We start from the raw sequence: 13,694 nt of genomic DNA on the forward strand, positions 1-13,694 counted from the left end.
GTCAGTGGGGGGCTCTGACACAGTGGCCGAGGGCTCCGGGTCAATGCCGGGGGCTTCGGGTCAGTGGGCGAGGGCTCCGGGTCAGTGGGAGGGCGGGATGACCCGGAGGTGGCCTCGGCGACCGGTCTGGTGGCCCGGCTGAGGGTCCTGCGTCTCCGGCCGCGGGGGCGGGGCCGGGCGGGCCGCTTCCCGGACGGCCTCGGCCAGCGCGACCAGATCGTCCGTGGTGGGCGGCGGCGGGGCGAAATCGCCGTCGTGCCGGACGAGCTCCCAGCCTCGGGGGGCGGTGAGGCTGCGGGCATGCGGCTCGCAGAGGTCGTAGGTGTGCGGTTCGGCGAACGCCGCGAGCGGTCCGACGACAGCTGTCGAATCGCTGTAGACGTAGGTCAGGGTGGCGACCGCCTGTCGGGGACAGCCGTTCCGGGAGCAGCGCCGTGGTGACCTCACGGCGGCACGTTATCTCTCCGCCGGGCTTTCTGGGGAGCGTTACCCCGCGACACGCCGGCCCGCGATGCATCACGATTCGGCCATGGTCGGGCGACACGCCGTCTCGATGGGACGAATTAACGGGTCAGACACACGGTCAGGAACGGGCTGACCACTGATGTCGCCCGGGTGGGGATACGCTCAGCGTGTGACCACCAGTCCCGAACGCCGCCGCACCGACGCGAAGGCGGCGCGTACCTCCGGCCCGGGTCATCCGGCACGGCGTGATCGCCACGGGCGCGGCCTGCGTGGCCGGCTGGTGCCGGCGACCGTGCCGCTGGCCCGCACCAAGGCGGAGATTTTCGACGACCTGGTGCTGGACACCGTCGAGAGCCTCGAGCGGCGTTATGCGAAAGAGCTGGCCGGCGTCGAGTTCGCGGTCGAGGACGTGCCGCCGGAGCTGAACGTCTACGACTCGGACGTGCTCGAGGACGGCGAGGTGCCCCTGGCCCGGCTGCTGCCCGGCCGCCCGGGGCGACACGAGCTGCCGCCGCGGATCGTGCTGTACCGCCGCCCGCTGGAGTTCCGGGCGATGGACCGCGAGGACCTCGCCGACCTCGTCCACGATGTGATCATCGAGCAGGTTGCCAACCTGCTCGGCGTCGACCCCGACGAACTGGCCTGACGCCTGCCGGCGTTTCCCGCGGCCGCCGATCCCGTGCCGGTCGATGGCCGGGGTTTCTGACCGGTTACCGGCCGGTTCCTGTCTTCTACCCGGTTGTCGCTCAGCGTGCCCCGCCCACAGCCGGCACATCCGGTCCTGCGCATCCGCGGCGCCGGCCCCTACCCGATCACTTGCCGCGCCCCCTCGCACGGGTGATGATCAGGCGACGCGGCGCTTCAACTTGCGACGCTCACGTTCGGACAGTCCACCCCAGATCCCGAAACGCTCGTCGTGGCCGAGTGCGTACTCCAGACATTCGGCCTTGACCTCGCAACGGCCGCAGATGCGCTTGGCCTCGCGCGTCGACCCGCCCTTCTCCGGGAAGAAGGCCTCCGGGTCGGTCTGCGAACACAGCGCCCGCTCTTGCCACTCGGGCGCGTCCCCGAGCAGGTCTACCCCTTCAACCTGCGCTTCCATCGGCGTGCCTCCAAATTTCTGCGCCGGCAGCAGTGCCGGCGCTGACCCCCCACGCACGCGGCGTGTTTTTGCGGGTTCGACGTAAAAGTCGCACATCGCCCCCACAACCCCACCAAAATTACACGCGTGTAAGACGTGCGTCGTCAAGCCGAACCTGATAAATAGGCCCGTTTCCCCTCGGCGCCAGGGCGCGTCGAGGTCCCGTTCCTGCCCTATCTCCCGGAGCCACCGGAAGGTGACGCGAACGTCGGTCTCCACGTCCAATTTAACCCGTTTTGTTACGTCAGTAGAAGGGGGGTCCCGCAACCGGGCCGGCTCCGGCGCCGTGCCCCCCTCCTACCAGGCAGGACACGCCCCGGCGGATCGTCTCGCATCGATCGGCGACAAGCATTTCCGGCGCCCGTCCGCCAGGTGGGACAGTCCGGCCCGGACCGCCCCGATGAGACGGTCCACAGCGTCCCAGATTCGAGGTTGCGGCGGCAGATGCCCAGTCATCGGTAAATCGAAACCCACGACATCCGTGTCGTATCCCACCCCCGTGCCGCGGGCGGAATCTCACCCGCTCGTGGAACACCCGTTCCCGCGCATTGGGAGCCGACCCACCAGCGGTGGGATGGGACGGCGGAAAGGCGATGAGCCCGGCACGGCCGAGACGACAAGCGACAGCGCGACGGACCGCCCAGGAGCCGGAGCGACCAGGAGCCGGAGCGGGGGGATGGCCGGCGGCCGCGGCCAGCAGGGGCCGGCTGCGTGGGGGTCAACGGTGAGCAGCCCCAGCCGGGAAGACCGGCCGCGCTGAGGTCAGCGGTGACCAGCCGCAGCCGGGAAGGCCGGCTGCGGCTGGGAGTGGACGGGGCGCCTCAGCGGCGGCCGTAGACCGTCGTCCGCTCGACCGCCGGACGGCCGGCCGCCGCCGCGAGCTCCTTCAGCTCCGCGACCGTACGTGCCGAACCGTGCTCCGAGCCCGCCATCCGCGAGATGGTCTCCTCCATCAGCGTGCCGCCCAGGTCGTTGCAGCCGCCGTCGAGCATCGCCCGGGTGCCCTCGTCGCCCAGCTTGACCCAGGAGCACTGGATGTTGTCGATCCGGCCGTGCAGGAGGACCCGGGCCATCGCGTGGACCACCCGGTTCTCCCGCCACGTCGGGCCCGGGCGGGAGATGCCGGCCAGGTAGATCGGGGCGTTCGTATGGATGAACGGGAGCGCGACGAACTCGGTGAAGCCGCCGGTGACGTCCTGGATGCCGGCCAGCACCCGGAAGTGGCCGAGCCACTGCCGGGGGTGGTCGACGTGCCCGTACATCATCGTGGAGCTGGAGCGGATGCCGACCTGGTGCGCCGTGGTGACCACGTCGACCCAGGTGGCGGTGGGCAGCTTGCCCTTGGTCAGCACCCAGCGGACGTCGTCGTCGAGGATCTCGGCGGCGGTGCCCGGGATGGTGCCCAGGCCGGCCTCGCGCAGCTCGGTGAGCCACTCCTTGAGCGAGACGCCGGCCTTGGACGCGGCGGTGACGATCTCCATCGGCGAGTAGGCGTGCACGTGCATGCCGGGGACCCGCTCCTTGACCGCGCGCACCAGATCCGCATATGCCGTGACCGGCATCTTCGGGTCGATGCCGCCCTGCATGCACACCTCCGACGCGCCGTCGCGCCAGGCCTGCTCGGCGCGGTCGGCGACCTGCTCGACGGAGAGCCGGTAGGCGTCGGCGTCCTTCTCCCGCTGGGCGAACGCGCAGAACCGGCAGCCCACGTAGCAGACGTTGGAGAAGTTGATGTTGCGGTTCACCACGTACGTGATGTCGTCGCCGTTGACCTCGCGGCGCAGGTCGTCGGCGATCCGGGCGAGCTCGTCGAGTGCGCTGCCGTCCGCGTTGAACAGGGCCATCGCCTCGTCCTCGTGCTCCGGCAACAGCAGCGCGGCCGGATTCGTGGAGGCGAGTCGGAGACCGGCGAGCACATCGGTCGGCACGGTCCGGGGCGCGCTCTTCACGTGCGCGGCGACCTCGTCCCAGTCGCCGTAGACGAAGTCGAAGTCGGAGCGGCGGTCGCCGGTGCGCCCCTCGGTGTCGATCGCGGCGTGCAGGTCGGTGCGCCCGGTCCCGAACGCGTCGTCCGGCTCCTGCCAGGGCAGCCCCTGCGGCAGGGCGTCCTCGCGGGCCAGCCCGTCCGTGTCGGCCAGCGCCGCCACGTGGGCGGCCAGGCGCGGGTCGAGCCAGCCCTCGCCGCCCCGGCGCACGAACTCCGGGTAGATGGTGAGGCGCTCGCGCAGGGTGAACCCGGCGGCCGCGGACTTCTCGGCCAGCAGGGCGATCTGCGGCCAGGGGCGTTCCGGGTTCACGTGGTCGGGAGTCACCGGGGACACCCCGCCCCAGTCGTCGATGCCGGCCCGCAGCAGCAGCGAGAACTCGTCGTCGATCAGGTTGGGCGGGGCCTGGATGCGGGCCCGCGGACCCATGATGATCCGGCCGACGGCCACCGTGGCGGCCAGCTCACGCAGCTCGGCGTCGGGCATGCCGCGCATCGCGGTGTCCGGTTTGGCGCGGAAATTCTGGATGATGATCTCTTGGATGTGCCCGAACTCGCGGGCCGCCCGGCGCATCGCGAACAGCGAGTCCACCCGCTCGGCCGGCGTCTCGCCGATGCCGATCAGGATGCCTGTGGTGAACGGCACCCCGACCCGGCCGGAGTCGTCGAGCACCCGGAGCCGGACGGCCGGCTCCTTGTCCGGCGAGCCGAAGTGCGGGCCGCCGGGCTCGGACCAGAGCCGGGTCGCGGTGGTCTCCAGCATCATCCCCATGCTCGGCGCGACCGGCTTGAGCCGCTGCAGCTCCGCCCAGCTCAGCACGCCCGGGTTCAGATGCGGCAGCAGGCCGGTCTCCTCCAGCACCGCGATGGCGCAGGCCCGCACGTAGTCGAGGGTGGAGTCGTAACCCCGCTCGTCCAGCCACTGCCGGGCGGCCGGCCAGCGCTCCTCGGGGCGGTCACCGAGGGTGAACAGCGCCTCCTTGCAGCCCTGCGCGGCACCCTGCCGGGCGATCTCCAGGACCTCGTCGCGCTCCAGGAACGCGGCCGGCAGGCGGTGCGGCACGGTGGCGAACGTGCAGTAGTGACATCGGTCCCGGCAGAGCCGGGTGAGCGGGATGAAGACCTTCTTCGAGAACGTCACCACGCCGGGCCGCCCGGCCTCGCGCAGCCCGGCGTCCCGGATGCCGCCGGCGATCGCCAGCAGCTCGCCGAACTGGTCGCCGGTCGCCGCGAGCAGCGCGGTCGCCTCGTCGACGTCTATCGCTTTACCGTCGGCGGCGCGCCGGAGCGCACGTCGGATGCTCGCCTCGGTCGGTGCCTCGTTGACCTCTACCACGAAAACAACCTAGACCGGAATTGTTCCGGCTGCCGCCGCCGTCCACAGGCCCGCCCAGTGTCGTGTGACACGGAGCGGACCTGTGGACCGGAAATCAGATCAGTGGCGCGGCGGGTCGGCGTCGGCCGGCCCGAAGCCGGGCCGCTCGTCCGGCAGCTTGCTGGTCCGGTCGATCGGGGGCGGCGTGTCGCGCGGCACCACCTGGGTGGGCTCGGAGAACGGCGCGCCGGGTGGCGAGGAGACCGGCGGCGCCGGGTAGGCCGCGGGCGGCGCCGAGGCCGGCGGCGGCGTGGCGACCGGCGGCTGGTTCCAGACCGGCTGCGCCGTCGGCTGGCCGTAGGTGGCCGGCTGGCCGGGCGCCGGAGTGGCGGCGGGCGCCACCGGCTGGCCGTAGGTGCCCGGCTGGGCGGGGAACGGCGGCTGCGGCGCCCCGTACGGCTGCCCGTACGGCGCCTGGCCGTACGGCTGTTGCCCGTACGGAGGCTGCGGCGCCCCGTACACCCCGGGCGGCATCTTCGGCTTCACCGGCGCGTAGTTTCCCCGCCAGATCTGGTACATCGCGTACGCGGCCAGCCCGTAGACGGCGAGCCAGGCGACCCGCACCAGCAACGCCTTGAAGGCGCCCCCGGCGTCGTACGACGCGATGTTGATCACGCCGAACAGCAGCCCGAAGATCACGGCGAAGAAGCCCATCACCGCGTACTCCACGACGGCGGCCAGCGTGATCAGCCGGGCCTTCGGGTGGACCGGCCGGAGCCCGAGCGCCAGCAGCACCGCGGCCAGCGGCATCCCGATGGTCTCCAGGCTGATGAAGTTGCCGAAGCCGGCCGCCGACCGGTTGCCGAAGTTCTCCCCGAACAGGTTGAGCACGGCGACGAGCAGGAACACGGCCGGCGCGCCGACCAGAACGTACGCGGCAAGGTCGCGCAGCGGCGTCAGGTACTGGCCGATCGGCTTGCCGTCAGCCGGCGTGGGCGGCGGTGGACTGGTCACGGTATCTCCCGGACGTACGGTGATCGAGGTTCGCCCAGAGTAAACCGCGACCCGGCAACTGGCCCGGCGACGCGGGTGGGAGAGGATGAGCTGATGCGGATCGTGGTCCTTACCGGGGGTATCGGCGGCGCCCGGTTCCTCGTCGGCGTGCGCGCGCACGCCCGTGCCATCGGCGCCGAGGTGACAGCTGTGGTCAACGTGGGCGACGACGTCCGGATGCACGGGCTGCAGATCTGCCCGGATCTGGACAGCGTGATGTACACGCTGGGCGGCGCCGCCGACCCGGAGCGCGGCTGGGGCCGGGTCGGGGAGACCTGGGTCGTCAAGGAAGAGCTGGCGAAGTACGCGGTGGAGCCGTCCTGGTTCGGCCTCGGCGACAAGGACACCGCCACCCACCTGGTGCGCACCACCATGCTGAGCGCGGGCTACCCGCTCTCCGCGGTCACCGCCGCGCTGTGCGAGCGCTGGCAGCCGGGCATCGGGATGCTGCCGGCCACCGACGACCGGCTGGAGACGCACGTCGTGGCCGACGTCGACGGCGAGCGCAAGGCGATCCACTTCCAGGAGTGGTGGGTGCGCCACCGCGGCGACGTCCCGACGCACCGGTTCGTCTTCGTCGGCGCGGAGAACGCCAAGCCCGCGGCCGGGGTGCTGGACGCGCTCGGCCAGGCCGACGTGATCCTGCTGGCGCCGAGCAACCCGGTGGTCAGCATCGCGCCGATTCTGGCCGTCCAGCAGATCCGGGAGGCCGTGGCCGGCGGCCCGGCGCCGGTCGTCGGTGTCTCCCCGATCATCGGAGGTTCACCCGTGCGGGGCATGGCCGACAAGTGCCTGGCCACGCTCGGGGTGGAGGTCAGCGCGGCGGGCGTCGGCCGGATGTACGGCCCGCGGCGCGACGGCGGCCTGCTCGACGGCTGGCTGGTCGACACGGCGGACGCCGGCACCGAGATCCCCGGGGTGGCCACCCGCGTGGTGCCGCTGTGGATGCGGGACGAGACCGCGACCGCCCGGATGGTCGCCGACGCGCTGGAGCTGGCCCGATGAAGCTGGAGATCCTCCCGGTGCCGGGTATCGGCGACGTGACGGCCGGCGACGACCTCGCCGGGCTGATCACCAGCGCCGCGCCGTGGCTGCGCGACGACGACGTGCTCGTGGTGACCAGCAAGATCGTGTCGAAGGCGGAGGGCCGGCTGGTCGAGGTGCCGGCCGACGGCCCGGAGCGCGACGAGGCCCGCCACCGTGTGCTGGAGTCGGAGACCGCCCGGGTGGTGGCCCGCCGCGGGCCGACCACGATCGTGCAGACCCGTCACGGGTTCGTGATGGCGGCGGCCGGCATCGACGCGTCGAACGTGGACAAGACCCATCTGGTGCTGCTGCCGGCCGACCCGGACGCTTCCGCGCGGCGGCTACGCGCCGACCTCGCCGCCCGCGGGCTGGACGTGGCCGTGATCGTCTCCGACACGATGGGCCGGGCCTGGCGCAACGGCCTGACCGACGTGGCGCTGGGCGCCTCCGGGATCGACGCCCTGCTCGATCACCGGGGCGAGATCGACCCGTACGGGAACGAGTTGAATCTGACCCAGATGGCGATCGTCGACGAGCTCGCGGCCGCTGCGGAACTCGTCAAGGGCAAGTGCGACCAGGTGCCGGTGGCGGTGGTGCGCGGCTACCCGCGCCGGCGCGGCGACACCGATCGGGGAGTCTCTGTGCTGATCCGGGACGGCGAGAGCGACATGTTCAGCCTGGGCACCGCCGAGGCCCGGGTCGAGGGGCTGCGCGACGCCGCCCGGCTGGCCGGGGCCGGCGGCCCCTTCGAGCGCGATGCGGCCGACCGGGCCCTCGGCCTGGTCACCGGCCTGATCACGCCGGGCACCACGGTCACCGCCGGCGCCGGCGTGCTGCGGATGACGCCGGCCGGGTCCGGGCCCGCCGACCTGATCCGGCTCGGCGCCGATGCCCACCGACTCCGCGCGGCCCTCGCCGCCGAAGGTCTGGCCAGCGGCATCGAGTTCGGCGACGACGCGGTGACGATCACGTTCGAGGGAGCATGAGCCTGTACGAGGACGCCGTGCGTGTCCTGACCAGTTGGACAGCCACCTCCGACGCGGCGGAGGTGAACCGCAAGCGCACCCTCGGCCTGCTCGCCGACGGGCCGGTCGCGATGACCCGCGCGCACCGGGCCGGGCACGTCACGGCCAGCGCCCTGATCGTCGACGACGCCGGCCGGGTGCTGCTCTGCCTGCACGGCCGGCTCGGGCTGTGGATGCAGCTCGGCGGGCACTGCGAGGCCGGCGACGAGACCCTGGCGGCCGCGGCGCTGCGCGAGGCGACCGAGGAGTCCGGCATCGACGGGCTGCTCCTCGACCCGGAGCCGATCGACATCGACGTCCACGAGGTGCGCTGCGGCGCCGCGGACGGAGCGCCGGCCGGGCCGTCGGTGCACTACGACGTCCGGTTCCTGCTGCGCGCCCCGGCCGGTGCGGTGGAGCGCGTCAGCGCGGAGTCGGCGGAGCTGGGCTGGTTCACCACCGAGGCGCTGCCCAGCCCGCTGGCCGCGGGCGTGGTGCAGCAGATCGGGCCGGCGAGGGCCCGCCTCGATCAGATGTAACCGTGCTGGCCCAGCTCCTTGAGCTGATCGACCAGGTGCTTGACCTCCTGCGCGCGCTCGCGCGGGCAGATCAGCACGGCGTCCGCGGTGTCGACGATGACCAGGTCGCGGACGCCCATGGCGGCCACCAGACGGCCCGAGCCGGGCACCACGACCAGGTTCTCCGTGTCGCGCAGCAACACGGTGGGCCGGTCCGCGGTGATGTCGTGGCCGACCACCACGTTGCCGGCCGGGTCGGCGGTGAGCACCTCGCCCAGGGTGTGGAAGTCGCCGACGTCGTTCCACCCGAAGTCGCCCGGGACCGTGGCGACCCGGCCGGCCGAGGCCGCGCCCTCCATCACCGCGTAATCCACCGAGATGCGCGGCAGGGTCGGCCAGACCTCGCCGAGCACCTCCTCCTGCTCGGTGGTGCCCCACGCCTGGGCGATCCGGCTCACCCCGGCGGCCAGTTGGGGCTGCTGCCTGGCCAACTCGGCCAGGAACACGTCGACCCGCCAGACGAACATGCCGGCGTTCCACAGGTAGTTGCCGGACTTCACGTACGCCTCGGCCACGTCGTACGACGGCTTCTCCTTGAATTCCTCGACCCGAAGGATCGGGCCCTCGCGCAGCTCGGGGCCGCAGTGGAGGTAGCCGTACCCGGTCTCCGGCCGGGTCGGGGTGATGCCGAGCGTCATCAGCAGGCCGTCCCGCGCGCCCACCGCGGCCCTGCGGATCACGGAGGCGAACTCCTCCTTGTCGGTGATCAGGTGGTCCGACGCGAAAGAGCCCATCACCGCCTCCGGGTCGCGGCGCGCGATCACCGCGGCGGCCAGCGCGATCGCCGCGCAGGAGTCCCGCGGCGACGGTTCGACCAGGACGTTCTCCTCCGGCATCGCGGACAGCTGGCGGGAGACCGCGGCGGCGTGCGCCACCCCGGTCACCACGAACACCCGCTCGGGCGTGGTCAGCGTGTCCAACCGGTCCACCGTGGCCTGCAGCAGGGAGGCCTCGGTCCCGGTGAGCGGGTGCAGGAACTTGGGATGACCGGCGCGGGACAGCGGCCATAGGCGGGTTCCGGTGCCACCCGCCAGAACCACTCCGTACAGCACATTCTGTTCGTCGCTCATGCGCGCAGAGTTTAGTGGAGGCTCAGACCGCAACCCGATTCCACGTTGTCACATGTACTTCCGCGCTCGACGCCCAGGTGAATTCTTTCGCCCGATCGAAGCCGGCCTTGGCGAGGGTCTGCCGGCGCTGCTCGTCGTGCAGTAGGTCGGCCAGGTCCTCGGCGATCCGCTCCGGGGCCTCGGTCGTGTAGGCCACCGCGTCGCCGCCGACCTCGGGCAGCGAGAGGCGCGGCGTGGTGAGCACCGGGGTGCCGCAGGCCATCGCCTCCAGGATGGGCAGGCCGAAACCCTCACCGAACGAGGGATAACACGCGACCAGGGCGCCGCCCAGGAAACCGGGCAGATCGGTGTAGCGCAGATAACCGGGGCGCAGCAGCCGCAGGCGCGACGGCACCTCGGCGACCGCCCGGTCGATGTCGTCGTCGTGCCCCTGACCACCGGCGATCACCAGGGCCGGCGGGTGCGGCCAGTCGGCGACCGCGCGGGCCCAGCCGCGGATCAGGTTCGGCACGTTCTTCCGGGGCTCCTTGGCGCCGACGAACGCGACGTAACCGGAGTCGCCGAGGCCCAGCCGGGCGCGGACCCGGGCCTTCTCCTCCTCGCTGGGCAGGTGGAAGGCGGTCTGGTCGACCCCGTGGTACGCCACGTCGATCCTGGTGGGGTCGGCGTCGAGCAGCCGGATCAGCTCGTCGCGGGTGGCCTTGCTGGGCACGATCACCCGGGCGGCCCGGCGCAGCGACGTCTTGATCGCGCTGCGGAAGAACGTCCGCTTGGTGTTGTCGTAGTGCTCCGGCTCGGTGAAGAACGTCGCGTCGTGGACGGTCACCGTGACCGGACAGCTCGCCCGCAGCGGGCAGGTGTAGAACGGCGAGTGCAGCACCTGGGCGCCGACCTGCTGGGCGAGCAGCGGCAGACCGGTCTGCTCCCAGGCGAGCCGGGCGGGCCGGTGCGCGATGGCCGCCGGGCCCGGGATCACCTCGGCGTCCGGGAGCATCCGGCGGTAACGCTCCGCATCCGAACGCTGGGCGACAACGGCCAGGTTCGAACGCTCGGGGCCCAGCAGCGCAAGGGCGCCGAGCAATCCGTCGACATATCTGCCGACACCACCTCTGTCGGCGGGCACACTAGTGGCGTCGACCAGCACTCGCGGGGGGCGACCGGGGGTCACGAGGCATCTCCTTGGCGTCTCTGACGTACCGATGCTGCGGTGTAACTCGGGCGCCGTGGGTCGGCGGCGTCCACCACGAGCGTACGCCCGGAAGGCTTCCGGCAAGTGTCCGCGACGCCGGTGGTTGCCTTACGTTGCCGTAATCGAGGCCGGATGGATGCACCGGCACGATCACACAGAGTGACCCACCTAGGCTGAAGCACGATGAACACCACTATTCCCCAGGCGTTCGCGGGCTGGGTCCGGCACGATCCGGCCGCGCCCCTGCTGACCTGGTACGACGACGCCACCGGCGACCGCACCGAGCTCTCCGGCGCGACCCTGGACAACTGGGTGTCCAAGACCGCCAACCTGCTGGTCGACGGCGTGGGCCTGGGGCACGGCGACAGCGTCGCCCTGCTGCTGCCGCCGCACTGGCAGACCGCGGCGATCCTGCTCGGCGTGTCGGCCGCCGGCCTCGCCGCCGACCTGGCCGATCTGGGCGGTGACCCGCAGCCGGTGGAGGCGCTGTTCACCACCCCGGAGCGGGTCGACCAGGCGGCCGCCTGGGCCACCGCTGACCGGTTCGCGACCGGCCTGCTCCCGCTGGCCATGCCGCTGCGCGAGCTGCCGGCCGGATATGCGGACTTCGTCACCGAGGTGCGCAACCACGGCGATCACTTCCGCGGCGAGCCGGTCGCGCCGGCCGACCGGGCGTTCGCCGGCCCGATCGAACTCAGCCACGCGGACGCGCTGGCCGCCGCGGAGGACCGGGCCGCGCAGCTCGGCTTCGGCGCCGGCGACCGGGTGCTGATCGACGTCGCGATCCACCCGGACCCGGTGGACTGGCTGCTGGCGCCGCTCGTGGTGGGCGCCTCCGCGGTGCTCTGCGCGAACCTGGACGAGAGCCGGCTGGACGCCCGCGCCACCGCGGAGAAGGTCAGTCTGGTCCTGGCCGTGTGACCGCCCGCTCCCGGGCCAGCTCGGCGAACGCGGTCAGCGACTCCGGGTTGGCCAGGGCGCCCCGGGCCGCGGCCGACTCCACGGGCGTCCCGGTGAGGATGCGCTTCACCGGGACCTCCAGCTTCTTGGCGGACAGGGTGCGGGGCACCGCCCGTACCGCGTAGATCTGGTCCGGAACGTGCCGCGGCGACAGCGAGCCGCGCAGCTCCCGCGCGATCTTCGCGCGCAACGCGTCGTCGACCTCGCCACCGTCCGCCGGGACCACGAAGAGCAGCAGCTCGCCGTTCGGATCGCCGGCCTTGTCCAGGTGCACCACCAGCGCTTCGGCGATCTCCGGCAGGCCCTCCACCACGGAGTAAAACTCCGAGGTGCCGAGCCGGACGCCGCCCCGGTTCAGGGTGGCGTCCGAGCGGCCGGTGATCACGCAGGCGCCGTCCGCGCCGATGGTGATCCAGTCGCCGTGCCGCCAGACGCCGGGGAAGACGCCGAAGTACGCCTCGCGGTAGCGCGAGCCGTCCGGATCGTTCCAGAAGCCGACAGGCATGCTCGGCATCGGCGCGGTGATCACCAGCTCGCCCAGCTCGCCGACGACCGGCTCGCCCGCCGGGTCGTAGGCCTCGACGCGGGCGCCCAGGCTGCGGCCGGAGATCACGCCGGCGCGCACCGGGAGCAGCGGTGCGCCGCCGACGAAGCCGGTGCAGACGTCGGTGCCGCCGGACAGCGACAGCAGTTGCAGGTCGCGGCCGACCGCCTCGTACACCCAGGCGAAGCCCTCCGGCGGTAGCGGCGCGCCAGTCGAACCGACGCCCTTGAGGGTCTTGTCCGGCCGCAGACCGGCCTTGCGGCAGGCCATCAGGAAGGGCGCCGACGTGCCGAAATACGTGATCCCGGCGGTGTCCACCAGATCCCAGAGGGTGTGCAGGCCCGGCCAGCCCGGGTTGCCGTCGAACAGCACGATGGCGGCGCCCACCGCGGGGCCGCTGACCAGGTAGTTCCACATCATCCAGCCGGTGGTGGTGAACCAGAAGAACCGGTCGGACGGACCCAGGTCGTGGTGCAGCGCGAGGATCTTGAGGTGCTCCAGGAGGATGCCGCCGTGTCCGTGCACGATCGGCTTGGGCAGGCCGGTGGTGCCGGAGCTGTAGAGGACGTAGAGCGGGTGGTCGAAGGGGACCGGCTCGAAGGCGAGCTCGTCCGGGCCGGTCAGCTCGGAGAAATCCTCCTCCTCCGCCAGATGGCCGATGGTGATGACGTGCTCGACCGACGGCAACGACGCACGGATCTTCTCGACCTCGGCACGCCTGTCGACGGACTTGTCCCCGTATCGGTAGCCGTCGACCGCGACCAGCACCTTCGGCTCGATCTGGCTCCAGCGGTCGATCACGCTGCGCGACCCGAACTCCGGCGCACAGGACGAGAAGATCGCGCCGAGGCTCGCGGTGGCCAGCATCAGCGCGTACGTCTCCGGGATGTTCGGCGCGTAGGCCGCGACCCGGTCGCCCCTGCCGACTCCGCGGGCTTTCAGCCCGGCACGCACGCGCCGCACCTGCTCCCGCAACTGCCGCGCGGTCCAGGTGATCGCCTCGCGGGATTGGGAGTACGCCAGCACGGCCGGCTCGTCGTCCCCGATCCCGGGCATGCGCAGCACGTTCTCCGCGTAGTTGAGCGTGGCGCCGGGGAACCACCGCACCCCGGGCATCTCCGCGCCGTCGAGCACCGCGGCCGGCGGGTCGTGCGCGACGACGTCGAAGTACTCCCAGATCGAACCCCAGAACCCGGAGAGATCGGTGACCGACCACTCCCACAGGGCGGCGTAGTCCGCGAACGTCAGCCCGCGCTCCCGCTCCAGCCAAGCCAGATAGTCGCCGATCCGCGAGGTCTGCCGGGCATCCGCCGGCGGCTCCCAGAGGACTGTGCCCGTCGTCACCGTCATGCGCACACCCTAACG

Annotated in this window: 12 protein-coding genes; 5 read left to right on the forward strand and 7 right to left on the reverse strand. The window is 72.2% G+C overall.

Going from position 1 to position 13,694, the window contains the following annotated elements:
• Positions 1-81: 81 nt before the first annotated feature.
• Positions 82-447, reverse strand: coding sequence for a DUF3499 domain-containing protein (locus tag Asi03nite_RS23330; protein ID WP_203682570.1), 366 nt, complete (start codon positions 445-447; stop codon positions 82-84).
• A gap of 157 nt (positions 448-604) precedes the next feature.
• Between Asi03nite_RS23330 and Asi03nite_RS23335 the strand changes: the two genes are divergently transcribed.
• A complete protein-coding gene (locus Asi03nite_RS23335) occupies positions 605-1,111 on the forward strand; it encodes a metallopeptidase family protein (protein WP_373872151.1) in 507 nt (168 codons plus the stop codon).
• A 198-nt stretch (positions 1,112-1,309) separates the two neighbouring features.
• Here the strand turns inward: Asi03nite_RS23335 and Asi03nite_RS23340 are convergent, their stop codons facing one another.
• The 3 genes from Asi03nite_RS23340 to Asi03nite_RS23350 all read right to left on the reverse strand — a co-directional run bounded on the left by Asi03nite_RS23340 (position 1,310) and on the right by Asi03nite_RS23350 (position 5,919).
• A complete protein-coding gene (locus Asi03nite_RS23340; RefSeq protein ID WP_014688021.1) occupies positions 1,310-1,567 on the reverse strand; it encodes a WhiB family transcriptional regulator in 258 nt (85 codons plus the stop codon).
• Between the two features lie 860 nt (positions 1,568-2,427).
• Entirely contained in the window at positions 2,428-4,926 is a 2,499-nt protein-coding gene (locus Asi03nite_RS23345; RefSeq protein ID WP_203682571.1) for a bifunctional FO biosynthesis protein CofGH, read from the reverse strand.
• Positions 4,927-5,025: 99 nt separating this feature from the next.
• Complete coding sequence (locus tag Asi03nite_RS23350; protein WP_203682572.1) at positions 5,026-5,919, reverse strand: hypothetical protein; 894 nt, start codon at positions 5,917-5,919, stop codon at positions 5,026-5,028.
• A gap of 93 nt (positions 5,920-6,012) precedes the next feature.
• Between Asi03nite_RS23350 and cofD the strand changes: the two genes are divergently transcribed.
• The 3 genes from cofD to Asi03nite_RS23365 are packed head-to-tail and all read left to right on the forward strand — an operon-like array spanning position 6,013 to position 8,527.
• A complete protein-coding gene (gene cofD, locus Asi03nite_RS23355) occupies positions 6,013-6,963 on the forward strand; it encodes a 2-phospho-L-lactate transferase (protein WP_203682573.1) in 951 nt (316 codons plus the stop codon).
• Entirely contained in the window at positions 6,960-7,970 is a 1,011-nt protein-coding gene (locus Asi03nite_RS23360; RefSeq protein WP_203682574.1) for a coenzyme F420-0:L-glutamate ligase, read from the forward strand. The genes cofD and Asi03nite_RS23360 overlap by 4 nt, the downstream gene beginning before the upstream one ends.
• Positions 7,967-8,527: an NUDIX hydrolase gene (locus Asi03nite_RS23365; RefSeq protein WP_203682575.1), complete on the forward strand. Its 561-nt coding sequence runs from the start codon at positions 7,967-7,969 to the stop codon at positions 8,525-8,527. Before Asi03nite_RS23360 ends, Asi03nite_RS23365 begins: the two co-directional genes overlap by 4 nt.
• On the opposite strand, the gene Asi03nite_RS23370 is transcribed toward Asi03nite_RS23365, so the two are convergent.
• Positions 8,518-9,636: a mannose-1-phosphate guanylyltransferase gene (locus tag Asi03nite_RS23370; RefSeq protein WP_373872152.1), complete on the reverse strand. Its 1,119-nt coding sequence runs from the start codon at positions 9,634-9,636 to the stop codon at positions 8,518-8,520. The genes Asi03nite_RS23365 and Asi03nite_RS23370 overlap by 10 nt on opposite strands.
• A gap of 22 nt (positions 9,637-9,658) precedes the next feature.
• Positions 9,659-10,804: a glycosyltransferase family 4 protein gene (locus tag Asi03nite_RS23375; RefSeq protein WP_203682576.1), complete on the reverse strand. Its 1,146-nt coding sequence runs from the start codon at positions 10,802-10,804 to the stop codon at positions 9,659-9,661.
• A gap of 204 nt (positions 10,805-11,008) precedes the next feature.
• Between Asi03nite_RS23375 and Asi03nite_RS23380 the strand changes: the two genes are divergently transcribed.
• A complete protein-coding gene (locus Asi03nite_RS23380; protein WP_203682577.1) occupies positions 11,009-11,746 on the forward strand; it encodes a TIGR03089 family protein in 738 nt (245 codons plus the stop codon).
• Here the strand turns inward: Asi03nite_RS23380 and Asi03nite_RS23385 are convergent.
• Positions 11,724-13,679, reverse strand: a complete 1,956-nt coding sequence (locus Asi03nite_RS23385) for an acetoacetate--CoA ligase (RefSeq protein ID WP_203682578.1) — start codon at positions 13,677-13,679, stop codon at positions 11,724-11,726. The two genes, Asi03nite_RS23380 and Asi03nite_RS23385, sit on opposite strands and share 23 nt — an antisense overlap.
• Positions 13,680-13,694: the final 15 nt, after the last annotated feature.

Origin of the sequence: Actinoplanes siamensis, assembly GCF_016862395.1 — a bacterium.
Taxonomy (GTDB): Bacteria; Actinomycetota; Actinomycetes; order Mycobacteriales; family Micromonosporaceae; genus Actinoplanes; species Actinoplanes siamensis.